This window comes from Bradyrhizobium guangdongense (assembly GCF_004114975.1).
GTDB lineage: Bacteria > Pseudomonadota > Alphaproteobacteria > Rhizobiales > Xanthobacteraceae > Bradyrhizobium > Bradyrhizobium guangdongense.
In genome coordinates this window covers 2089237-2112584 of sequence record NZ_CP030051.1, presented here as the reverse complement: position 1 = coordinate 2112584, position 23348 = coordinate 2089237, and the positions used below count along the sequence as shown (strand labels likewise).

At 65.7% G+C, this 23348-nt stretch carries 21 protein-coding genes and 1 other RNA gene; 4 read left to right on the top strand and 18 right to left on the bottom strand.

The features are described 5' to 3' along the window. Positions 1 to 127 precede the first annotated feature (127 nt). The 13 genes from X265_RS10145 to rsmH form a co-directional block, all read right to left on the bottom strand. Positions 128 to 1114, bottom strand: a complete 987-nt coding sequence (locus X265_RS10145; protein WP_128964700.1) for a D-alanine--D-alanine ligase family protein — start codon at positions 1112 to 1114, stop codon at positions 128 to 130. Between the two features lie 136 nt (positions 1115 to 1250). Further along, positions 1251 to 2168, bottom strand: a complete 918-nt coding sequence (gene murB / locus X265_RS10140; protein ID WP_128964699.1) for a UDP-N-acetylmuramate dehydrogenase — start codon at positions 2166 to 2168, stop codon at positions 1251 to 1253. Between the two features lie 180 nt (positions 2169 to 2348). Beyond that, a complete protein-coding gene (gene murC / locus X265_RS10135; protein WP_128964698.1) occupies positions 2349 to 3752 on the bottom strand; it encodes a UDP-N-acetylmuramate--L-alanine ligase in 1404 nt (467 codons plus the stop codon). 121 nt (positions 3753 to 3873) lie between these two features. Continuing rightward, a complete protein-coding gene (gene murG, locus X265_RS10130) occupies positions 3874 to 4974 on the bottom strand; it encodes an undecaprenyldiphospho-muramoylpentapeptide beta-N-acetylglucosaminyltransferase (RefSeq protein ID WP_128964697.1) in 1101 nt (366 codons plus the stop codon). Positions 4975 to 5086: 112 nt separating this feature from the next. Next, positions 5087 to 6238, bottom strand: coding sequence for a putative lipid II flippase FtsW (gene ftsW / locus X265_RS10125; RefSeq protein ID WP_128964696.1), 1152 nt, complete (start codon positions 6236 to 6238; stop codon positions 5087 to 5089). Positions 6239 to 6470: 232 nt separating this feature from the next. After that, positions 6471 to 6776 carry a hypothetical protein gene (locus X265_RS10120; RefSeq protein ID WP_128964695.1) on the bottom strand — a complete coding sequence of 102 codons (306 nt, stop codon included), beginning with the start codon at positions 6774 to 6776 and terminating at the stop codon, positions 6471 to 6473. 86 nt (positions 6777 to 6862) lie between these two features. Beyond that, on the bottom strand, positions 6863 to 8260 hold the full coding sequence (gene murD / locus X265_RS10115; RefSeq protein WP_128964694.1) for a UDP-N-acetylmuramoyl-L-alanine--D-glutamate ligase: 1398 nt from the start codon (positions 8258 to 8260) through the stop codon (positions 6863 to 6865). Between the two features lie 10 nt (positions 8261 to 8270). Further along, the gene (mraY, locus tag X265_RS10110; protein ID WP_128964693.1) at positions 8271 to 9374 is read right to left on the bottom strand and encodes a phospho-N-acetylmuramoyl-pentapeptide-transferase; all 1104 of its coding nucleotides are present in this window, start codon (positions 9372 to 9374) and stop codon (positions 8271 to 8273) included. A gap of 160 nt (positions 9375 to 9534) precedes the next feature. Next, the gene (locus X265_RS10105) at positions 9535 to 10914 is read right to left on the bottom strand and encodes a UDP-N-acetylmuramoyl-tripeptide--D-alanyl-D-alanine ligase (protein ID WP_128964692.1); all 1380 of its coding nucleotides are present in this window, start codon (positions 10912 to 10914) and stop codon (positions 9535 to 9537) included. Next, on the bottom strand, positions 10911 to 12368 hold the full coding sequence (locus X265_RS10100) for a UDP-N-acetylmuramoyl-L-alanyl-D-glutamate--2,6-diaminopimelate ligase (RefSeq protein WP_128964691.1): 1458 nt from the start codon (positions 12366 to 12368) through the stop codon (positions 10911 to 10913). The genes X265_RS10105 and X265_RS10100 overlap by 4 nt, the downstream gene beginning before the upstream one ends. 81 nt (positions 12369 to 12449) lie before the next feature. Next, on the bottom strand, positions 12450 to 14201 hold the full coding sequence (locus X265_RS10095) for a peptidoglycan D,D-transpeptidase FtsI family protein (protein WP_128964690.1): 1752 nt from the start codon (positions 14199 to 14201) through the stop codon (positions 12450 to 12452). After that, positions 14198 to 14590, bottom strand: coding sequence for a cell division protein FtsL (gene ftsL / locus X265_RS10090; protein WP_128964689.1), 393 nt, complete (start codon positions 14588 to 14590; stop codon positions 14198 to 14200). The genes X265_RS10095 and ftsL overlap by 4 nt, the downstream gene beginning before the upstream one ends. A gap of 3 nt (positions 14591 to 14593) precedes the next feature. Continuing rightward, complete coding sequence (rsmH, locus tag X265_RS10085; protein WP_164938500.1) at positions 14594 to 15583, bottom strand: 16S rRNA (cytosine(1402)-N(4))-methyltransferase RsmH; 990 nt, start codon at positions 15581 to 15583, stop codon at positions 14594 to 14596. A 546-nt stretch (positions 15584 to 16129) separates the two neighbouring features. Between rsmH and X265_RS10080 the strand changes: the two genes are divergently transcribed. After that, a complete protein-coding gene (locus X265_RS10080; protein WP_128964687.1) occupies positions 16130 to 16912 on the top strand; it encodes an N-acetylmuramoyl-L-alanine amidase in 783 nt (260 codons plus the stop codon). 122 nt (positions 16913 to 17034) lie between these two features. Here the strand turns inward: X265_RS10080 and X265_RS10075 are convergent, their stop codons facing one another. Together X265_RS10075 and X265_RS10070 are read right to left on the bottom strand one after the other, a co-directional pair. Next, complete coding sequence (locus X265_RS10075; protein WP_128964686.1) at positions 17035 to 18267, bottom strand: RNA polymerase sigma factor; 1233 nt, start codon at positions 18265 to 18267, stop codon at positions 17035 to 17037. 22 nt (positions 18268 to 18289) lie between these two features. Beyond that, positions 18290 to 18643 (bottom strand): YciI family protein, encoded by a 354-nt coding sequence (locus X265_RS10070; protein ID WP_128964685.1) that lies wholly within the window; start codon positions 18641 to 18643, stop codon positions 18290 to 18292. A 150-nt stretch (positions 18644 to 18793) separates the two neighbouring features. Between X265_RS10070 and rnpB the strand changes: the two genes are divergently transcribed. Next, positions 18794 to 19211: RNase P RNA component class A (rnpB, locus tag X265_RS10065), an RNA gene on the top strand. Between the two features lie 184 nt (positions 19212 to 19395). Here the strand turns inward: rnpB and X265_RS10060 are convergent. Both X265_RS10060 and X265_RS10055 read right to left on the bottom strand, forming a co-directional pair. Next, the gene (locus X265_RS10060) at positions 19396 to 20109 is read right to left on the bottom strand and encodes an alpha/beta fold hydrolase (protein WP_164938499.1); all 714 of its coding nucleotides are present in this window, start codon (positions 20107 to 20109) and stop codon (positions 19396 to 19398) included. A gap of 74 nt (positions 20110 to 20183) precedes the next feature. Continuing rightward, entirely contained in the window at positions 20184 to 20615 is a 432-nt protein-coding gene (locus X265_RS10055) for a DUF983 domain-containing protein (RefSeq protein ID WP_244659234.1), read from the bottom strand. Positions 20616 to 20694: 79 nt separating this feature from the next. On the opposite strand from X265_RS10055, the gene X265_RS10050 reads away from it, so the two are divergent. Further along, positions 20695 to 22065, top strand: a complete 1371-nt coding sequence (locus tag X265_RS10050) for an aminotransferase-like domain-containing protein (RefSeq protein WP_164938497.1) — start codon at positions 20695 to 20697, stop codon at positions 22063 to 22065. 7 nt (positions 22066 to 22072) lie between these two features. Here the strand turns inward: X265_RS10050 and X265_RS10045 are convergent, their stop codons facing one another. Further along, positions 22073 to 22333 (bottom strand): hypothetical protein, encoded by a 261-nt coding sequence (locus X265_RS10045; RefSeq protein ID WP_128964681.1) that lies wholly within the window; start codon positions 22331 to 22333, stop codon positions 22073 to 22075. A 228-nt stretch (positions 22334 to 22561) separates the two neighbouring features. Between X265_RS10045 and X265_RS10040 the strand changes: the two genes are divergently transcribed. Then, positions 22562 to 23305 (top strand): sulfite exporter TauE/SafE family protein, encoded by a 744-nt coding sequence (locus X265_RS10040; RefSeq protein WP_128964680.1) that lies wholly within the window; start codon positions 22562 to 22564, stop codon positions 23303 to 23305. The last annotated feature ends 43 nt before the right edge of the window (positions 23306 to 23348 follow it).

Below are 23348 nucleotides of genomic sequence, written 5' to 3'. Positions count from 1 at the left end.
AAATTCGTTAACGCGGGATGCTTTTTGCCAAGGCAAGTGAGGCAGTTGCGCCACGATGTCCGGCATTTTACCGGGTTTGGCCGCCAAATTGGCCCTTTTGGCCGATCCGGCCGTTAACCAATCCTAACTATTTCCGCGCCCGCCGGACGGCCAGCTCGATCAGGTCGCGCAGGAAGTCGACGAAGGCGATGCCCTCGGCTTTCAGCGCCTTGGGGTAGAGCGAGGACTTGGTGAGCCCGGGAAGCGTGTTGGTTTCGAGGTAAACCAGCCCCTTCTCCGAGACGATGAAGTCGGAGCGGGAATAGCCGGAGCAGGACATCGCCCGATGCGCCAGCATGGCCTGCGTCTTGAGCGCGGCGGTGACCTCGGGTGTGAAGCGGCCCGGGCAGATTTCCTGGGTCGACTTCAAGAGATATTTTGCGGCGTAGTCGAAATTGCCCTCGCCCGGGATGATCTCGATCGGCGGCAACGCGATGATCGAGCCGTCGGTGCGCTCCAGAACGCCGCAGGTCGCCTCGACACCGGCGATGTACGGCTCGATCACATACTCTTCGTGCCTGGCCGCATTGCGGACCGCGACGAGATCCTGCCTGGCGTTGACGAAGATCAGGCCATAGCTCGAGCCGTCGCGCGCAGGCTTTGCGATCAGCCTGCCATATTCGGCGAAGGCGTCGTCGATCTTCTCGAGCGCGATGCCCACGGGCGGCGTCACGCCACCGAGCGCGGCAAAGCGCTTGGCCGCGATCTTGTCGAAGGCGAGATGCGAGGATGCCGAGCCGGAGCCGGTGAACGGCACGCCGCGCGCCTCGCACATCACCTGCAATTCGCCGTTCTCTGCGCTGCCGCCATGCAGGCTGAGAACGAGTACGCGAGCTTCCGCCTTGGCCTTGTCGAGCGCCTGCGCGAGTGGAATGCCTGATGTGCCCGGCTTGAACTCGTCCTCGAAGGGCCGGGAATGTTCGAGCAGCTGGTTCGACTGCACGACATGCACCTTGTCCTCGACATCCCAGAACCAGAGATCGGCCTCGGGCAGCGCCTGCTGCAGCGCCTGGGCCGACGCGACGGAAACCAGACGCTCGCGGTTGGAGCCCCCGAAGAGGATGGTGGTGCGCATGTTCTCTTGGTCCCAATCTCTCTATTCGTCATTCCGGGATGCGCCGCAAGGCGCAGGCCCGGAATCCATTTCCCCACCGCCTCTGCCGTCCGATGGATTCCGGGCTCTCGCTTCGCGAGCCCCGGAATGACAGAGGCTAAAAAATCCCGATCCGCTTGATTTCCCAGTTGAGCTCAATTCCGGAATTCGCCTTCACCCGTTCGCGCACCGTCTCCCCGAGCGTCTCGATGTCGTGCGCTGTGGCATCGCCCTTATTGATCAGGAAATTGCAGTGCATCTCGGACACTTGCGCGCCGCCGACGCGCAAGCCGCGGCAACCGGCGGCGTCGACCAGCTTCCAGGCGGAATGGCCGGGCGGATTCTTGAAGGTCGAGCCGCCAGTCTTTTCGCGGATCGGCTGTGCGGTCTCGCGGTGGGTTTGCACCTCCGCCATACGCGCGCGGATCGCATCAGCATCCCTGATCTCGCCGCGGAAACGCGCGGAGGTGAAGATGATGGAGGGATCGACGCCGCTGTTGCGGTAGACGAATTTCATGTCGGCATTGGAGAAGACGTGCTTGGTGCCGTCGCGCCCGACGCCACGCGCCTCGATCAGCACGTCCTTGGTCTCGCCGCCATTGGCGCCCGCGTTCATGCGTAGCGCGCCGCCGATGGTGCCGGGAATGCCGAAGTAGAATTCGAGCCCGCCGATATTGGCGGAAGCCGCGACTTCCGCCACGCGCTTGTCGAGCGCGGCAGCGCCGGCGGTGACAATGTCGCCGTTCGCAACGGCTTCACCAAAAGCACGCGGCGCAAGCCGGATCACCACGCCGGCGATGCCGCCATCGCGCACGATGAGGTTGGAGCCGACGCCGACGACATAGACCGGGATGTCGCGGGCGAGATGCGCGAGGAAGTAAGCGAGATCGTCCTCATCCGCCGGCGTGAACAGCACCTGGGCCGGGCCGCCGACGCGAAACCAGGTGAGCTCCGCCAGCGACTGGTTCGCAAGCAACCGCCCGCGCAACTCCGGCATCGCGCCTTTGAGAGCGGGGGTGATGTCGGGAAAGCTCATGCGGCGTCCCCGCGTGAGGAACTGTCTCCGTTCCCTCCCCCCTTGTGGGGGAGGGTCAGGGAGGGGGGTAGCCACGAACTGAGACCTCGCCTGTGGCCACCCCTCTCCCCCGCCCTCCCCCACAAGGGGGGAGGGAGCGCAGTGCGTCGTGTGGCAATTGATGAGATCAAAGTCACCACTTCACCCCAGCGCCTTCAATTGATCCGGCAGCGCATAGGCCCATTGCGTGATGTTGCCGGCACCCAGGCACACGACGAGATCGCCCGACTTCGCGAGCCCCTTCACGATGCCCGCAAGCTCCGGGGCTGCCGGCAGCGGGATCACCTCGCGATGCCCGTGGGCGCGCAGGCCTGTCACGAAATGATCGCGGTCAATGCCGTCGATCGGCGCCTCGCCTGCGGCATAGACATCGGCGACGACGACCGCATCGGCGTCGTTGAAGCAGGTGCAGAATTCCTCGAACAGCGATTGCAGGCGGGTGTAGCGATGCGGCTGCACCACGGCGACGATCTTGCCGTTGGTGGATTCGCGCGCCGCCTTCAGCACCGCCGCGATCTCGACCGGATGATGACCGTAATCGTCGATCACGGTGACGCCGTTCCACTCGCCTGTCTTGGTGAAGCGGCGCTTGACGCCGCCGAAGCCTGCGATCGCCTTGCGGATCGCCTCGTCCGACACACCGAGCTCGCGTGCGACAGCGATCGCCGCCGTCGCGTTCGAGGCGTTATGACGCCCCGGCATCGGCAGCATGAGATCGGCGATCTCGTGCACGGCGCCGGTCTTGCGATCGCGGAACGCGACCTTGAACTTCGATCCGCCGCCCATTGGGGTGAGATCGAGCAGCCGCGCATCAGCCTGCGGATTTTCGCCGTAAGTGATGATGCGGCGATCCTCGATCTTGCCGACCAGGCTTTGCACCACGGGATGATCGATGCACATCACGGCAAAACCGTAGAACGGCAGGTTCTCGACGAAGTGGCGGAACGCATCCTGCACGGCATCGAACGTCTTGAAGTGGTCGAGATGTTCGGGGTCGACATTGGTAACGATCGCCACGTCCGTCGGCAGCTTCAGGAAGGTGCCGTCACTCTCGTCGGCCTCGACCACCATCCAGTCGCCGGCGCCGAGACGTGCGTTGGAGCCGTAGGCGTTGATGATGCCGCCGTTGATCACGGTCGGATCGAGCCCGCCCGCATCGAGCAGCGTTGCGACCATCGTGGTCGTCGTGGTCTTGCCATGGGTGCCGGCGATCGCGACGCAGCTCTTCAGCCGCATCAGTTCGGCCAGCATCTCGGCACGCCGCACCACGGGAATGCGCCGTTCGCGCGCCGCCATCAATTCCGGATTGTCGCGCTTGATCGCGGAGGAGACCACGACCACCTCGGCACCATCAATATTCTCGGCCTTGTGACCGACCGAGACTTTTGCGCCCTTCTTGCGCAGACGGTCGAGATTGTAATTGTCTGATGCGTCCGAGCCCTGCACGGCATAGCCGAGATTGACCAGCACCTCGGCGATGCCGCTCATGCCGATCCCGCCGATCCCGACGAAGTGGATGGGTCCGATCTCGCGCGGCAGTCTCATTCTGTGTTCCCTGACCTCGCCGCCTGAAACGGCGGCATCTGGCTGACATCACGGCCAAATCAGCCGCGCCGTTCCTACTGGATGCCCCGCTTTGGAAGACGAAGACAAGGGCTTTTTCGCGTCAGATTCCCGCGACTTTGACCACCAGATCGGCGAGCCGCTCGGCGGCATCGAGCCGGCCTGCCCCTTTTGCCGCAGCAGCCATGGCACCGAGGCGCGCCGGCTCGGCGGCAAAGGCGGAGATCTCGGCGGCGAGGCGATCGGAGGTGAACTCGGTCTGCGGGATGCGGATGGCACCGTCGACCTTGGCCAGCACGCCGGCATTGGCGAACTGGTCCTGGTCGATCGAGCCGGGCAGCGGCACCAGGATCGAGGGCCGGCCGATCGCGGCAAGCTCGGCCACCGTGCCGGCGCCGGAGCGCGATACCACGAGATGATTGGACGCGAACCGTGCCGGCAGATCCGTGAAGAATGGCGCCAGTTCGGCCTTGATCTTGAGCTTGTCGTAGACGGCGCGCACGCGGCTCATGTCCTCGTCGCGGACCTGTTGGGTCAGGATGAGCCGTCCCCACAGCGCGGGCTCGAGCCGCTCGATCGCGCCGGGCACGATGTCGGCCATGATACGCGCTCCCTGGCTGCCGCCGACGACGAGCAGGCGGAGCGGACCGTTCGTTTCGGGCGCGGCATAGGGCACGGCGGCAGCGGCGAGGACCGCCGGCCGCATCGGCGTGCCGACCGTGGTGGTCTTGCCCGAGAGCGCGGGATCGCGGTCGAGCACGCCGGGCAACGAGGTTGCGATGGCGCGGACGCGGCCCGACAGGAAGCGGTTGGCGCGGCCGAGCACGGCGTTGGCCTCGTGGATGATCCCGGGCACGCCGGCGAACTTCGCCGCGACCAACGGCGGCAATGTCGGATAACCGCCGAAGCCAACGACGGCAGCCGGCTTCAATCGCTTGATCAGGCCGTAGGCGGACAGCGTGCCGGTGGCGAGCGTGAGGCCGGCATAGGCGAGCTGCAGCGGATTGCGGCCGCGCGCGGTCTCGCTCGCGACGACGTCAATCATGTCCTTGCTGAACAGCCCGCTGTAGCGCAGCGCGCGCTCATCGGTGACGAGGCGCACGCGAAAGCCGCGCCGAATCAATTCGACGCCGAGCGCCTCGGCCGGAAACAGATGGCCGCCAGTGCCGCCCGCGGCGAGAAGAATCAAGGGGGACGTGGTCATATCTGCCCTTTTACAGGGCCTCCGCCGTCATTGCGAGCGCAGGGAAGCAATCCAGACTGTCTCCCCGAGGGATTCTGGATTGCTTCGTCGCTACGCTCCTCGCAATGACGACTTAAGCGTAGCTGCGCATCGCGTCGGCGTGGCCGCTGGCCTCGACCTCGGTGCGCGGCCGCAGCCGCGTCAAGGCCAGCATCATGCCGACGCCATAGGCCAGCGACACGATCGAGGAACCGCCGTACGAAATGAACGGCAGCGTCATGCCTTTGGCAGGAATGAGCTGGAGGTTGACCGACATGTTGATCGCCGCCTGCACCCCGAACAGGATCGCAAGGCCCGAGGCCGCAAAGCGCGAGAACATGTCTTCATTGGCGTAGGCGCGCGACAGCGTGCGGATGACGACGAAGGCGAACAGCGCCAGCATGGCAAGACACAGGATGATGCCGAACTCTTCGGCGGCGACCGCGAAGACGAAGTCGGTGTGACTGTCCGGCAGGCTGCGCTTGGCGATGCCCTCGCCCGGTCCGAGCCCGAACCAGCCCCCGTTGTAGAAGGCCTCCATCGCGGTATCGACCTGGAAAGTGTCGCCGGAGGCCGGGTTCATGAAGCGTTTGATGCGTCCTGCGACGTGCGGAACAAAAAGATAGGCGCTGAACAGTCCGGCCGCGCCGAGCCCCGCGAGGCCAAACACCCAGATCATGCGCATGCCCGCGATGAAGAACAGCGAGCCCCACACCATCAGGATCAGCATGGTCTGGCCGAAATCCGGCTCCATCACCAGCAGCGACACCAGCATCAGCAGCAGCACCAGCGCCATCGAGGTCGCGGGCATCTCCGGACGCTTGGTCGATTCCGCAAACAGCCAGGCCGCGATGACGACGAAGGACGGCTTGGCGATTTCGGAGGCCTGGATGTTGATGCCGATGAGCGTGATCCAGCGCCGCGATCCCTTCACCTCGGGGCCGATCGCGAGCGTCACCACGATCAGGATGATGCTGATCGTGAAGATGAGCAGCGCGCTACGCCGGATCGAGCGCGGCGACATGAAGGACACCCCGATCAGCACCAGAAGCGACGGCACCAGGAACATGACGTGACGATTGAAGAAATGGAACGGATCGAGCCCGATGCGGGTCGCGACCGGCGGGCTCGCCGCCAGCGACAGGATCACGCCGGTCAGCATCAGCACCAGGATGGCGCCGAGCAGCGGCTTGTCGACGGTCCACCACCACTCGGTAAAGGGGGTGCGTTCTTCACGGGAGAGCATGGGCGGCCGCTTTCGGACAGAGGTCCGTCCATTGGTCGCCGAGGTTGGTTACCGGGGGGTTAATGGATCGTTCAAGTTTTGAAGAGTCTCTTGCCCCGGACGCAGCGCAGCGTCTCCGGCGATGCGAAGCATCGTCCGGTGCGGTGCGCTGCTGAGCCGGGGCCCAGCCACTCTTGGTCCCGACTCTGCGGAGCGTCACTTCGTGCCGCACCGCGTCCGGGACACGAGAGGGCTATTCGTAGCTGATCGCGACATCCCCCGCGCGCTGGTCGCGCTTGTAGATTTCGCCCGGCTCAGGAATGAAGCCGATCCTGACCGCCCGCTCGCTGCTCCAGGCGACGACAGCCTCGGGATGCCCACGCACGCTGACAAAGGTCGGCGTGTCCTCGGGCGAGAAGGTCCGGCCGCGCGCGATGATACTGGCTTGCGTGCTGTCGGTTGCCCCGCACGTCTTCCAGACCACGACAACCAATTGACTGCCGCTTGGGGAGGCGAACGCACGCTGGCGAACGACGCGGCATGCGCCAAGTCCGCTCATGACGTGGTCAATGAGGACAACACAGAGAAAGCCGACCGGTACAGCGAGAGCGACGGCAAGTCCGATCCAGCGTCGCCGCGACATCCTCACACCACCGGCTTCACACCCGGCAGCGCCTGCACCAGCTCGCGGAACCTGGTGCCGCGGATCTCGAAGTTGCGGTACTGGTCGAAGGACGCGCAGGCCGGCGACAGCAGCACGACCGCATCTGCGAGCCCGGAGGCTTCGGCATCGCGCGCGGCGTGCGCGACGGCGACGTCGAGCGTCTGGCTGATCTCGTGCGGCACTTGGCTCAGCGTTTCCGAGAATTCCTGAGCGGCTTCGCCGATCAGATAGGCCTTGCGGATGCGCGGGAAGAAGCCGGTCAGGCCTGTGATGCCGCCCGCTTTCGGCTTGCCGCCGGCGATCCAGAAGATGTCGGCGAAAGACGACAGCGCATGCGCCGTGGCGTCGGCATTGGTGCCCTTGGAATCGTTGACGAACAGGACGTTGCCGCGGCGGCCGACCTGTTCCATCCGATGCGCCAGGCCCGGAAAGCTGCGCAGGCCGTTCTGCAACACGTCCTGGCTGATGCCCATCGCGAGCGCAGCGGCAGCGGCGCAGGCCGCGTTCTGCGCATTGTGCAGGCCGCGCAGCGAACCGATGCCGCCGAGCGTGGCGATCTCGCTGCGGGCGCCACCCGAGGTGCGCACGATGGTACCGTGCTCGACATGAATGCCTGAAGCCAGCGGGTTCTTGACGGAAATCCGCACGACGTTCTTGCCGGCGCGGTCGAGCCTATCAGCGATGTCGCGGCAATAGCCGTCATCGACGCCCACGATCGACGTGCCGTTTGCCTGCACGTTGGCAACGAGGCGCTCCTTCACCGCGGCATAGTGCGAGATCGTGCCGTGGCGATCGATGTGATCCTCACTGACATTGAGCAAAATGCCGACGGACGGCTCGAGCGAGGGTGTGAGGTCGATCTGGTAGGACGACATCTCGATGACGTGGACGCGGCCCATGCGCGGCGGCTCCAGCGACAGGACCGCGGTGCCGATATTGCCGCCCATCTGGGTGTCATAACCGGCGACCTTCGTCAGATGCGCGATCAGGGCGGTCGTCGTCGACTTGCCGTTGGTACCGGTGATGGCGACGAACGGGGCGTCCGGCGCATGACGGCGACGCTCGCGGCAGAACAGCTCGATATCGCCGATCACCTCGACCGCGGCCTCGCGCGCCTTCAGCACGCTCCAGTGCGGCACCGGATGGGTGAGCGGCACGCCCGGCGCGAGCACGAGCGCGGCGAATTTCGCCCAGGACACATTGCGCAGATCCGCGGTGACGAAACCGGCCTGCGCCGCCTTGGCGACGTTCTCGGCATTGTCGTCGGCCGCGATCACCTCGGCGCCGCCGGCCTTCAGCGCGTGGCACGAGGCGAGCCCGGAGCCGCCGAGGCCGAACACTGCGACCGTCTTGCCGGCGAAGGATGTGACCGGAATCATCGTGATACCGTCAACGCAGCTTCAGCGTGGAGAGACCGGCGAGCGCCAGCATCACCGAGATGATCCAGAAGCGGATCACGATCTGCGGCTCGGTCCAGCCGAGCTGCTCGAAATGGTGATGGATCGGCGCCATGCGGAAGATGCGTTTGCCGGTCAGCTTGAACGACACCACCTGCACGATGACCGAGACCGCCTCCAGCACGAACAGGCCGCCGATCACCGCAAGCACGATCTCGTGCTTCACCGCGACCGCGATCGACCCCAGCATGCCGCCGAGCGCGAGCGAGCCGGTGTCGCCCATGAAGATCGAGGCGGGTGGGGCATTGAACCAGAGAAAACCGAGCCCAGCGCCCAGCAGCGCGCCGCAGAGCACCGCGAGTTCACCGGTGCCGGCAACATATTTGATCTGGAGATAGTCGGCGAACACCGCATTACCGGCGAGATAGGCGATCATCGCAAAGCTTGCGGTTGCGATCATCACGGGCACGATGGCGAGACCGTCGAGACCGTCGGTGAGGTTCACCGCATTGCCTGCGCCGACGATGACGAAGGCGCCGAACACGACGAAGAACCAGCCGAAATGCAGCACGGTATCCTTCAGGAAGGGGATGGTCAGCGCGGTGGACGCGGGATCGCGGTTCAGCCGCACCAGCGCATAGCAGGCGGCCAGCGCGATGATCGCCTCGATCAACAGACGCAGCTTGCCCCCGAAGCCGCTCGTGGTCTGCTTGGTGACCTTGAGGTAGTCGTCATAGAAGCCCACGAAGCCGAAGCCGAGCGTCACCGCCAGCACGATCCAGACATAGGGGTTGAGCGGATTGCACCACAGCACGGTGCCGACCGTGAGGCCGGACAGGATCATCAGCCCACCCATGGTGGGCGTGCCCTTCTTCGCCAGATGCGATTGCGGACCATCGGTCCGGATCGGCTGGCCCTTGCCCTGGCGGATGCGCAAATGGTCGATGATCCAGGGCCCGAACAGGAATACGAACAGCGCGCCGGTGACGATCGCGCCGCCGGTGCGGAAGGTGATGTAGCGGAAGACGTTGAGAACGGTGCGCACTCCACCGACGCCCGGAAATGTGTTGGAGAGATCGATCAGCCAGTAAAACATTCAGACGGTCCTATGGCGCCTTTCGCACGCGGCCTTCGTTCAGGCCGCATCGCCGCACGCGCATTCGCAGGTCTTGATCATGGGGTCGAGCGACCTCAAGAAACCGAACGGCGGCGCGCCGCAAAGGGTTAAGATTCGGGAACTGCGCCTTCCAAGCAGTTTACGCCTTTGCCTGCAAGGCGGCCACTAGGCCCGGCACAAACTTGTTGACCCAGAACATCTTCTTGCTGCCCTTGACAACCACGACATCGCCTGCCTTCAGCAGGTGAGCTACCTCGCCCGGCTTCAGCGTGGCGGGATCGTCGTGCCAGCCGAGCCCCTTGCCGGCGGGCAGCACGTCGTAAAGGTGGCGCATCAGGGGGCCGACGCAATAGATGCCATCGATGCCGTCGAGATGCGCGGCGAGCGCGGTGTGGTAGTGAGGAGCGTCGTCGCCAAGTTCCAGCATGTCGCCGAGCACCGCGATACGGCGGCCGCCGCTCGTGTTGCGCGCCTGAAGGCTTTGCAGCGCAGCCGTCACACTCGCCGGATTGCCGTTGAAGCTGTCGTCGATCACGGTGATACCGCCGACCGCCTGTTCCACGCCGCGGCCGGTCATGATGCCGACGCGCTCGAGCTTGATCGCAAGTGTCGCCACATCGAGATGGGCGGCATGAACAGACGCGAGCGCGGCAAGCGCATTCTGTACCCGATGCGGCGCGCCCGGCGTCAGGCTGAAGGCGATCTCCTTCTTGCCGACGCGGGCCACGACCTGCCAGCTCTCGCCGTGCGGCGCGTGCGTGACCTCATGCACTTCGGCCTTCTCGCCGAAGCGCACCACCTTGCCCTTCCAGTCGGGCGCCTTGATGCCTGCAGGCAGCACCAGCACGCCGTCCTCGGGCAGGCCGTGCGCGATCGACACCTTCTCGCGCCTGATGGCATCGAGCGAGCCGAGCTTCTCCAGATGCACCGGCTGGACGTTGACGACGAGCGCGACCGTCGGCCGCGTCAATCCGCTGAGCCGCGCGATCTCGCCCACCTGGTTCATGCCCATCTCGACGACCCAGAGGCTGGCGTCCGGCCGGGCGTTGCATAGCGTCAGCGGCACGCCCCAGAAATTGTTGAAGCTCGAGGGGCTCGCATAGGCATTGGGATAGGCGGCGAGGAATTCCTTGGTGCTGGTCTTGCCGGCACTGCCGGTGAGACCGATCACCGGCCCATGAAAGCGCGCACGTGCGGCGCGCGCGAGGCCCCAGAGACCGTCGATCAGCGTGTCCTTCACGACGATCTGCGGAATGCGGATACCCGCGATCTCGTGCGGGACGATCATCGCGACGGCGCCCGATGCTTCCGCCTTGTCCGCAAACTCCCAGCCGTCGCGCGCGCTGGCGAACGCTGAAATGAAACCGCCACTCGGGGTGCCTGATAACGCCACGAACAGGCTGCCCGGCTTCACCAGGCGGCTGTCCTGGGTGGCGAAATCGATCGGGGTGTCCGGGAATGATCCGGCCGCACCCAGCGCGTGCGCCACCTCGGCGACCGTCCATAATGGCCCGCTCATGCGTCCCTCGATGCCAATGCGGCGGCGACCGCCTCGTGATCACTGAACGGCAGGACCTCGCCGCCGACGATCTGCCCGGTCTCGTGCCCCTTGCCGGCGATGAGCAGCGCATCGCCCTCTTCGAGCTCCTCGATCGCGACGCGGATCGCGGCCGCGCGGTCGCCGATTTCGCGTGCGCCCTTGGCGGCGGCGAGGATCGCGGCGCGAATGGCTTCCGGCTTTTCGCTGCGCGGATTGTCGTCGGTGACGATGACGCGGTCGGCATTTTGAGCCGCGATCTCGCCCATGATCGGCCGCTTGCCGGCGTCGCGATCGCCGCCGGCGCCGAACACGACGATCAGCCTGCGCCTGGCGTAGGGGCGCAGCGCTTGCAGCGCCTTCGCCAGCGCGTCGGGCTTGTGCGCGTAGTCGACGAAGACAGGCGCGCCGTTGCGTTCGCCGACGCGCTCGAGCCGGCCCTTGGCGCCCTCGAGATGTTCGAGGCTGGCAAACACTTTGGCTGCATCGCTGCCGGTGCCGATGGCAAGGCCGGCCGAGACCAGCGCGTTCTCGATCTGGAATTCGCCGACCAGCGGCAGCCGCACGGCATAATGCTTGCCGCGATGCTCGAGCGTCAGCTTCTGCGAAAAACCTTCGACCACGGCCGCGGTGAGACGAATGCCCTCGCCTGCCCCATCGCCCTGACGGCCCACTGCCATCACGCGCAGACCGCGCGCCTTCGCCGCATCGATTGCTTCCGCCGAGCAATCATGATCGGCGGAGATCACCGCGGCTCCGCCAGGGGGGATGAGCTCGCGGAACAGCCGGAGTTTTGCGGCGAGGTAATGCGCGACGGTCGGATGGTAATCCATGTGGTCGCGCGAAAGATTGGTGAAGCCTCCTGCGGACACCCGCACGCCATCGAGGCGGTATTGATCGAGCCCGTGTGACGAGGCCTCGAACGCAAGATGCGTCACGCCCTCGCGCGCGATCTCGTCGAGCTGGCGGTGCAAGGCGATCGGATCCGGCGTGGTCAGCGAGCCGTAGACGGTGCGCTTGGGCGAGACGAGGCCGATGGTGCCGATGCTGGCCGAGGCATGGCCCAGCCGCTCCCAGATCTGGCGCGTGAACGCGGCGACCGAGGTTTTGCCGCTGGTTCCGGTCACTGCCGCGATGGTCGCAGGCTGCGCCGGGAAAAATCTTGCCGCAGCCAGCGCCAGCGCGCGGCGCGGATTGGCGACAGCGACGAACGGTACCTTGCAGCCGTCAGGCGCGTGATCGCCGGCCACGACCACCGCGCCGGCGGCGATGGCCGCATCGATGAAGCGCGCGCCATCGGTCTTGCTGCCTGACAGCGCAAAGAAGAGATCGCCGGGCTTGACCACGCGGCTGTCGAGCGCAACGCCTGCAACTTCGAGCGCCGCGACGGCGGGCTCGATTGCGGCATCATTGCCTAGGAGGTCACGCAGCTTCATGGTCTTCCAGTTGCCGTGCCGGAAAGCCGAAACCGAAGGGAAAATCTCCGACTCAGCAGCGGCGACGGCCTACCCGATTGATTACTGGGTTGTCCTGGATGCTGCAAGAATAAGGCGGTCCGCAGGCGGCAGGTCGTAGCGGGGCTCGATGCCGAGCAGCGGCCCGATACGGGCGATGACGTTGCCCGCGGTCGGGACGGCGTTCCAGCCCGAGGTGATGAAGCCGTAGGTTTCCTTCAGAGGCTGCGGCTCGTCGAGCATGATCAGGAGCTGGTATTTCGGCTTGTCGGCCGGCATGATCGCGGTGAATGCGGTCAGCACCCGCTTCTTGGCGTAACGGCCGTTGACCACCTTTTCCGCGGTGCCGGTCTTGCCGCCGATATAATAGCCCTTCACGTCCGCCTTGCGCGCCGTGCCGATCTCGGCGTTCAGCCGCATCAGGAACCGCATCTTGTCCGAGGTCTCGGGCTTGATCACGCGCTTGGCGATCGCCCGCGCCTCCTCCTCGGAGCGCTTGAGGAACGTCGGGGGAATCAGCAGGCCGCCATTGGCGAGCGCGCTGACGCCCATCACGGCCTGCAGCGGCGCGACCGCGATGCCGTGGCCGAACGCGATGGTGATGGTGTTGAGCTCGCTCCAGCGTCGCGGCAGGATCGGCGAGGCGCTTTCCGGCAGCTCCGTGCGCAACCGCTCGAGCTGGCCCATCTTGCGCAGGAACGCCTTGTGCGCTTCCACGCCCTGCGACAGCGCGATCCGCGCCGCGCCGACGTTGGAGGAGAAGGTGAACACCTCTTTCATGTTCAGGAAGCGGCCCTTCGGCTCGTCGTCATGGATGGCGAACTTGCCGTAGTGCAGCGGTCCGCGTGCATCCCACAGCGAATCGAGACCGTATTTGCCGGTGTCGAGCGCCATCGCCAGCGTGAACGCCTTGAAGGTCGACCCCATCTCGTACACGCCTGTGGTCAGGCGGTTGATGCGGTCAGGGTCGTGAGCTTCCTTGGGATTGTTCGGGTCGAAATCCGGAACCGAGACCATGGCCACGATCTCGCCGGTGTTGACGTTGGTGACGAGGCCGGAGGCCGCCTTGGCGTGGAATTTTTCCTTGGCTTTCAGCAGCTCATCGCGCAGCGCGTGCTCGACGCGCAGATCGACCGACAGCTCGATCGGCTTCTGCAACCGGTCGATAGCAAAGCCGGCGCGGTGGAGATCGGCGAGGCCCTGGTTGTCGAGCCACTTCTCCATGCCGGCGATGCCCTGGTTGTCGATGTTGACGAGACCGATGAGGTGGGCGACCTCGTTGCCGGTCGGATAGACGCGCTTGTTCTCGCGCAGGAAACCGATGCCGGGGATGCCGAGCTTGTGGATGTCCTGCTGCTGCTTCGCCGTGATCTCGCGCTTGAGCCAGACGAAGCCCTTGCGCGTCCTCAGGCGCTCGCGCACCTCGGCTTCGTCGAGATCGGGCACGGTCGCGGTCAGAAGCTCGATCGCCTCGTCCTTGTCGATGATCCGGCGCGGCTCGCCGAACAGGCTGGACGCCTTGACGTCGGTCGCGAGGATCGCGCCGTTGCGGTCGACGATGTCGGGCCGCGCGGTCGCGACCACCTCCTGCGCCGCCGCACGCCGCGCACTGTGCGCGTCGGCGCCGATCGCGAACATCACGAGCCGGCCGCCGATCAGGGCATAGACGGTGGCAAACGCCAGCATCGCGAGGCCGACGCGCGCGCGCGCCTTCGCGGCGCGATCGACATTGCGCCCGTAGAGCAGACTGCGGATCAGGCGCTGCCGCCAGGGTTCTGCTGGCCGCACGGTCGATTTGGCCGGAACAGCGCTCATTGCTTGTCCTCGGGCTGAGACACGGAACCCGTCACGCTGTCAGGATCGCTGGCGGCTTCGATGGTGTTGATCATGGACCCGATCGGATCGGGCTCGCCCGGCCGGAACATCCGCGGCGGACGGTCCGGCAGGTTCTTCAGTGAATCATATTGCGTGCCGTTGACGGGCTTGAGCGGCAGATGCCGCTCGACGAGGCCCTGCAGGCGCAGGGGGGCATCGAGCTTGGCCCATTCGGAACGCAGCTGCGCGATCGCATCGCGCTGCTCGCGGATCTCGGCGTGCAGCCGCAGCACCTTTTCCACGCGGGCGGTGGAATCCATCTTGATCCGGTAGACATAGGCAGCCGCGAAGATCAGCGCGCCGATGACGAGGAGGTGGATGAAGCGCATGTGCTAGCCGCCCCTCATCACGTCGGAGAGTTTCGGCCAGGACGACCGCTGGTCGTCGGCATGCGCCGGCGCCGAGGTACGCTCGGCGGCACGCAGCTTTGCGGACCGGGCGCGCGGATTGCGCGCGACTTCCGCTTCGCCCGCGATCACGGGCCGCCGCGTCAGAAGCTGGAAGCTCGGCGCCGCCTGCGCCACTTCCGGCAGATGCCGCGAGCCGCCGCCGGTCTTGGACCGCTCGGCGAGGAAATTCTTGACGATGCGATCTTCCAGCGAGTGGAACGAGACCACCACGAGACGCCCGCCCGGCTTGAGCACGCGCTCGGCGGCCATCAGCGCGGTCTGGAGCTCATCGAGCTCTTCGTTGACCAGGATGCGGAGCGCCTGGAATGTCCGTGTCGCCGGATGAATGTCCCCGGGCTTCGAACGCACCACGCGGCCGACGAGATCGGCGAGTGCGCGCGTGGTGGTGAACGGCGTCTCCTGCCGGTCGGCGACCACGGCACGGGCGATGCGGCGCGACTGCCGCTCCTCGCCGAACAGATAGATGATGTCAGCCAGATCGCTTTCCGAGGCGCGCGCGACGACATCCGCCGCGGTCGGTCCGTTCTGCCCCATCCGCATGTCGAGCGGACCATCGAAGCGGAACGAAAAACCGCGCCCGGCCTGGTCGAGCTGCATCGACGACACGCCGACGTCCATCACGACGCCGTCGACGGCCTGGACGCCTTGCGAAGCGCAGACCTCGGCGAGATTCGAGAATCGGTCCTCGACCAGCGTCAGCCGCCCGGCGGCTTGCGCGACCAGTTCGGCACCTCCCGCAATTGCGGTGCGGTCGCGATCGATCGCGATGACGCGGGTTCCTGATACGTCGAGAATGGCGCGGCTGTAGCCGCCGGCCCCGAAGGTGGCATCGACGTAGATGCCGCCGTCGCGCGGTGCGAGATGCGCGACCGCCTCGCGGCCCAGCACGGGGATGTGGGGCGCGTCGCTCATGCCTCGCGCCTGCCGCGTGCGCAGGAGGGCAAGCAGGTCAATTTTGGGGCGAAGCAGCCCATCACGCCTCGAATGATTCCGCGTCGCGGCGGTTCCACGACAAAGCCCCTCTTCAGCACCCTTGCCAGCATGCAAGCCGAGCCCGGTCGTCCCAGGCGGCAAACCCGGTGCTCCCAGTGGAATATGTCGGGCAACCATGGGATTTCGAGCCAAAAACGCTTTTGGCCGCCTCCGGACGCGGGTCGGCTCTTCACCTCTCAGTAACGGCGCTTAGCGTTAAGAAAGCGTTGATCGGCTCGTTACATCTTGAAAAGGTCTTTGGACGTTCGCTGGGTGGTGATGCCTCATCCACACACTGACCCAAAATGCGCGCGTTAACCGACCTGCGCGATTGCGCGGAGCGGAGGGTAAAGGAATAGTAAAGAGAAGGGCTTGGCCCACTCGTCGTCAGATTCTGAGTTGTTTATGCCGTCCGGTCCGTCCACGCCGTCTGGAACTGATTCGAAGCGTCAGCGCGCTCTGCCGATTCCCAAGGCGGCGGCGACCATGCGGACGTTCGAGCCGGATTCGTCGATCGTCTCGGACATCATCCCCTCGCCCAACCATGGCGAGCGCAGCAAGGGCCGGCAGCCCGACATGATCCTGCTGCACTACACCGGCATGCCCGACGTCGAGGGCGCGCTGGCCCGGCTGTGCACGGCCGGCACCGAAGTGTCGGCGCATTATGTCGTGCTGGAGGACGGCCGCATCGTGCAATGCGTGCCGGAAGCCCGGCGCGCCTGGCACGCCGGCGTCTCGTCCTGGGCCGGCGAGGACGACATCAATTCCTGCTCGATCGGGATCGAGATCATCAACCGCGGCCACGATTGGGGCTATCCGGAATATCCGCTGCGCCAGATCGCCGCCGTGATCGCGCTATGCCGCGGCATCATCCTCCGCCGCAAGATCGTGCCGCAGCGCGTGCTCGGTCATTCCGACGTCGCGCCGGCGCGCAAGAAGGATCCCGGCGAGAAATTTCCCTGGCATTCGCTCGCCAATTCCGGCGTCGGGCACTGGGTGACTCCGGCGCCGGTCGTGCGCGGCGAAACCCTGATGCTCGGCACCATCAGCGACGCGGTGCTGAGCCTGCAGCAGGCGCTGGCTCGCTATGGCTATGGCGTGCCGCTCACGGGCAAATACGATGCATCGACCATGGAAGTCGTCACCGCCTTCCAGCGTCACTTCCGTCCCGCGCGGCTCGACGGCGTTGCGGATCACTCGACGCTGACGACCCTGCAGGCGCTGCTGGCGAGCCTGCCGGCGGACGGGACCACTGTCGCGTCGAAGTGACGGCGACCACCACACACTCCGTCATTGCGAGGAGCACTTGCGACGAAGCAATCCAGGCTGTTTCCACTGAGACAGCCTGGATTGCTTCGCTGCGCTCGCGATGACGGAGTGTGCGGCGGCACCTACTCCATCTCCCTCACGCGCCGCGCATACAATCGTCTTAACGGCTCCAATTGCGTCGCCGCCGTCGCAGCAGCATAGGCATCGCGCGCTTCATCCTTCCGCCCCAGCCGCCGCAGCAGGTCCGCGCGCACGGCGGGCAGCAGCTCGTAGCCGTCGAGGCCACCGCGTGCGGCGACCGCGTCGACGAGGTCGAGCGCGCGTGCCGGGCCGTCGACCATCGAGATCGCGGCGGCATGGTTGAGCTCGATCACCGGCGACGGGTTGATGCGCAGCAGGACTTCGTAGAGTCCCGCGATCTGCGGCCAATCGGTCTGGCCGTAGCTCGGCGCGCGGGCATGAAGCGCGGCGATCGCGGCCTGCACCACATAGGACTGCGGCCGCCCCGGCACGCGCAGCGCGTCATCGACGAGACGCGATCCCTCCTCGATCTGCGCCCGATCCCAGAGCGAGCGGTCCTGCTCTTCCAGTAACACGATGTCGCCGGCCGCGGTCTCGCGCCCGGCGCGGCGCGCATCGTGCAGCAGCATCAGGGCCAGCAGCCCCTTGATCGCGGCGCGATCGGGCATCAGACCGTCGAGCAAGCGCGCGAGCCTGATGGCTTCGGCCGCGAGATCGGGCCGCATCAGGTCCGCGCCAGAGGTTGCGACATAGCCTTCGGTGAAAACGAGATAGATCACGGCGAGCACGCCGTCGAGCCGTGGCGCCAGAGCGTCGCGTTCGGGCACTTCATAGGGAATGCCGGCAAGCCTGATCTTCTGCTTGGCGCGAACGAGGCGCTGTCCCATCGCATCCTCGCTGACGAGGAACGCGCGCGCGACCTGCGCCGTGGAGAGGCCGCAGACGGTGCGCAGCGTCAGCGCGACCTGGACTTCGGACGCGAACGCCGGATGACAGCAGGTGAAGATCAACCGCAGCATGTCGTCATCGAGCATCGCCGGCGGTTCGGCCGGGGCATCGGCATCGTGCTCGAGCTCGTGCACAAGCGCCTGCTGCTTGCTGCGGAAGACGGCCTGGCGGCGGACCCGGTCGATCGCCTTGTTGCGGCCGACATTGACCAGCCAGGCGCGCGGATTGTCGGGAAGCTCTCCCGCCGACCAGCGCTCCAGCGCGACTGCGAACGCGTCCTGGAGCGCATCCTCGGCGAGATCGAAATCGCCGACGAGGCGGATCAGGGTGGCCAGCGCCCGCCCCGCCTCGTCGCGAAAGACCTTGTCGATGTCGGTCGGCGTCATGCGTCGATGCGAGGCCCGGCCGTCACTTGTCGTAGACCCAGATCGGCCGCACCTCGATCGATCCGATGCGCGCGCTGGGAATGCGCGCCGCGATCTCGATTGCCGCATTGAGGTCCTTGGCCTCAATCAGATAATAGCCGCCGAGCTGTTCACGCGTCTCCGCAAATGGACCGTCGGTCGTCAGCGTCTTGCCATCGCGCACGCGCACCGTGGTCGCGGTCGTGGTCGGCCGCAACCGGTCGCCGGCCTTGAAATTGCCGTTCCGGACGATGGATTGCGTGAAGGCCTCATACTCCGCCGACATCTTCTGGCTGGTTCCCGGGTCGACCTTCGCGTACTCGGCCTCGTTCTGGTAGATCATCAGCAGATATTGCATTGCCTGGCTCCTGTTGTTCGGTGGGATCACCGACATCCAGTCGAACGGATCACGCGCCAAACGACATCTTCAGGATAAATTATTTCGAGCGAGGCGTGCGTGAGGATATTGCCTTGACGAAACCGTCACAAATGCCCATTGGCTAGGCCGTCAGTCGGCCGGACGGCCGCCCCTGCAAGTGTCGAAAGGCCGCCGGGGAGGAAAGTCCGGGCTCCCTTGACATACGGTGCCGGATAACGTCCGGCGGGGGCGACCCCAGGGAAAGTGCCACAGAGAACGAACCGCTCCCTCCTCGGAGGAAGTAAGGGTGAAAAGGTGCGGTAAGAGCGCACCGCGGCTCCGGCAACGGAGCCGGCATGGTAAACCCCACCGGGAGCAAAACCGAATAGGGACGACTTAAGCGGGCTGTTCGCGCAAGCGATAACGCCGCGGGGCGATGTCAGGCCCGCCGTCCGGGTAGGTTGCTCGAGGCCATGTGCGAACATGGCCCCAGAGGAATGGCCGTCACGTATCGCTTGCGCAAGCCGGCGGTGCCCTACAGAACCCGGCTTACAGGCCGGCTGATGTCTTGCGACGAGGGGTTCGATGCCAGCGCATCGGACCCCTCACCAATTTGGGGCGAACGCGCAACCATTCGAACGGTGTCATTCCGGGGCGTGCGCAGCACGAGCCCGGAATCCATCAGGCCGCAGAGACGGTGGAGGAATGGATTCCGGGTTCTCGCTTCGCGAGCCCCGGAATGACAGTGAGTGTTACGCCACGATCTCGCTCAACACACCCATCAGCGCCTCCGGCGCCGTCACGTTCGGCGCGTGGCTGGCGTCGAGCTCGAAATAGCGCCAGCCCTCCTCGCTCTTCGCGCGTCGTGCAAACTGGCCGAACACATCGCCCGGCGGAATGCGTTTGCAGTAGATGTAGCTCCGCGGCATCGGCGGTTCGCCGTGCTGAAGCTTCAGCTTCGTTTCAAAACATTTGAGCGGCATGTTGATGCGGCGCGCATTGAGCCAGTCGAGATCGGTCTGCGGCGTATCCGGCGGCGGCGGGTTCGGCGGGACGCGGTAGCCGTCACCTGCGGCAGCCGCCTTGCGCATCGGCTCGCGGCCGCCTTCGTTGAGATCGAACAGCGACTGCCCGTCTCCGGGCACGAAGGCGTCGAGATAGATCAATTGTGTCGCGCGCTCACGGGCGCGATCGGCAACCCCTGTCGCGACCATGCCGCCATAGCTGTGGCCGAGCAGCACGATGTCGCTGAGATCCTCGAACCAGATGACGTTGAGGATGTCCTGGATATGCGTCTCGAGATCGATTGCAGGGCTTGCGAGATGCGACCGCTCGCCGAGCCCGGTGTAGGTCGGCGCGATCAGGCGGTGGCCGGCCTTGGCCATCAGCGGATGCATCTTCTTCCAGGCCCATCCGCCGGACCACGCGCCATGACAAAGCAGGAAGGCTGTTGCGCGCGCGGCCATCGGCGTTTCCATAATTCTTGTTTTTGATGCGATGGAGTGTAGCGATGGGCTGGGCGATGTAAACGCCGCGTGCCTCAGGCTGCGCGCGGTGCCTTCACCAGCACAGGCGCGAGCTGGCCGGCTTCGCGCCGCAGCTTGCTCGCCTCGAAACCGTGCATGCCGATCTGCCATTGCAGGCCGACGATGGCGCCCTTGGTCGGTTGCAATAGCGCGAGAGAAGAAAACAGCGTCACCGGCAGCCACACCGCGAGTTGCAGCGACACCGGCGGTGCATAGGCGGTCTCGACCGCGAGGATCGCCGGCACCACGAGATGGCCGACCACGACCATCACGAGATAGGCCGGAAAATCATCCGCGCGCTGATGAACCAGCTCCTCGCCGCAATGGTCGCAGGCATCCGCCACTTTCAGGAAGCGACCGAACAGATGGCCTTCGCCGCAGTTCGGACATTTGCCGCGAAAGCCGCGCCACATCGCCTTCGCCAGAGAGACTGAACCGGTCGCCATGACCACACCCCTTCCATTCCAACGATCCATACAATAATAGCTTGCATCCATACATTGAAGGGATATGAACCTAAATTGCATGGAATGGACCCCTACAATCTCTGAGCTGTCGGGGCCGCGCTACCAGCGCATCGTCGATGCCATGGAGGCCGACATCGCTGCCGGCCGGCTGGTGCGAGGACAGCAACTGCCGACGCAGCGTGCGCTGGCAAAGGCGCTCGGGATCGACCTCACCACGGTGACGCGCGCCTACACCGAGGCGCGGCGGCGCGGCATCATGGAAGCCCGGGTCGGCCAGGGATCGTTCGTGTCGGAGACCAGCGCGCGCCGCGCGGTCGACCTGCCGCATCCGGTCGCGATCGACCTCTCCATGAACGTGCCGCCGCATCCGCTCGAAGCGCAGCTCGAGGAGCGCATCATCGCCGGCCTCGAAGCCATTCGCGCGCAATCGGGCCTGACCGCATTCCTCAATTACCAACCGCCCGGCGGCAGCGCGCATGAGCGCGAGGTCGCCGCACGCTGGATGCGGACGCGCGTTCCGCACACGCAGACGGACAGGCTCGTGATCTTTCCCGGGACACAGACGATCCTGTTCAACCTGCTCGCGCATCTCGCGCGTCCGGGCGACGTGGTGCTGACGGAAGCCATCACTTTCCCGGGTATCAAGGCCGCAGCGTCGCAGCTCGGTATCAAGCTCGTCGGCGTCACCATGGATGACGGCGGCATCCTGCCTGATGCGCTGGCGAAGGCCTGCCGCACGCACAGGCCCAAGGCCATCTATCTGATTCCGACGCTGCACAATCCGACCACGGCGACGCTTGCCCCCGAGCGGCGCAGCGCTATCGCCAAGATCATCCGCGATGCCGATACTGTTCTGATCGAGGACGATGCCTACGGCCTGCTCGACCGCTCGGCCTCGCCGATCGCCACCCTCATCCCGGAGCGGACGTATCTGGCGACCACGCTGTCAAAATGCATCGCACCGGCGCTGCGCGTCGCCTACCTGCTGACGCCCGACAGCGCAGCACAACAGGAGATGCGGGGCCTGCTGCAGGCGACCGTGCAGATGCCTGCGCCGCTGATGGTCGCGCTGGTGACGCACTGGGTCGAGAGCGGCGTCGCCGATCGGATCATCACCGCGATTCGCAACGAGGCCGTCGGCCGCCAGCGATTGGCGCAGCGCGCATTGAAGGGGTTTCGATTCCAGGCGAAGCCGGCGGCGCATCATCTGTGGCTGCACTTGCCGGAAAGGCCATTGGATATCGCAGCACATCTCTTGCGCAACGGGCTCGCGATCGTCGTCGGGGACGCCTTCACCGTCGACGGAGCTTCGCCGCATGCGGTGCGGGTCTCACTCGGCGCTGCGCGCAACCGGTCCGAATTGAGCGAGGCGCTGCGCATCCTCGTTGGCGCGCTGCAGAGGCCTGCCGAGACAAGACAGATCGTCTAGCAAATTTCTATCGATGTTGGCGGCGATGGCGGCTGCGGACGGCTGGCGCGGCAGGCGATGGATAGGCCGCGTAGGCATCGCTCGACACGGCAGGCTCGCCGCGGGCTGCGCGGGCCGCCGGCGTGAGCTGTCCGCCGTTCAGCACGTCGCGATCGGGATGTGCGGCCTGGTAGGCCGCGGGCTCGGAAAATTGCGCCTCGGCCAAGGTCGGCATCAGGCTTGCCGCCGACAGCAGCGCGGCCGTCACGGCAAGATGCATGCGGGTCATTTGGGTGCTCCATCATCTCACGGGCCAGGCGGCTCGAAGCGCGAATGGCTTGCCGCAGGCCTCCCAAGTCGCGGGACGATCAGCATGTAGGCGCGTCTTTCGGGAATGCCCGCCATCCGGAATCACGCTTGCGTGCGGTTTTGAAATTGACCTTCCAAGCCGCATCTGTGCTATGCGCCATGAGGCGATCACGGCTTCGGGATCGCAGATCACGACGGGAAGTCACTGGTGGAAACGTCCTCCTACGCCCTGATTCTGTTCGGCGCACTGGCCGGCGGATTCGTCTCGGGGCTCGCAGGGTTCGGCACGGCGCTGATGGCGCTCGGCATCTGGCTCTACGTGCTGCCGCCCTCGCTCGCGGTCCCCTTGGTGCTGATCTGCTCGGTGATCGCACAGACCTCCACGCTGCCGTCGATGTGGAAGAGCTTTGACCTCTCCCTGGTCTGGCCGTTCCTGATCGGCGGATTGCTCGGCGTTCCGCTCGGGACCATGCTGGTCGCCTCCGCCGATCCCAAAGTGTTCAAGCTCAGCGTCGGCGTGCTGCTGCTGATCTTCCCGACCGCGCTGTACCTCAACAAGAGGCCGCTCGCCATCACGTTCGGCGGCCGCATCGCCGACGGCGCGATCGGCTTTGCCGGCGGCATTCTGGGCGGGCTCGCCGGATTGTCCGGCCCGCTGCCGATCCTCTGGGCCAACATCCGCGGCTGGAACAAGCATGAGCGGCGCGGCATCTTCCAGCTGTTCAATTTCACGGTGCTCGCCACCGCGCTGGTGTTGCAGACGATCTCGGGCCTGGTCGCTTTCAAGGTGGTCTGGCTTGCGATGGTCGCATTCCCGGGCACGCTGATCGGGGCATGGGCCGGCGCGCGCGTCTATCACGCGCTCAGCGACAAGCACTTCGGCGATGTCGTGCTCGGCCTGCTGTTCCTGTCGGGCGCCACCCTGGTCTGGAACAGCGTCGGCGCGCACTAGTCGTGCTTTTCCACGGCGCGGCAGGCTGGCCGGAGCCGCGGAT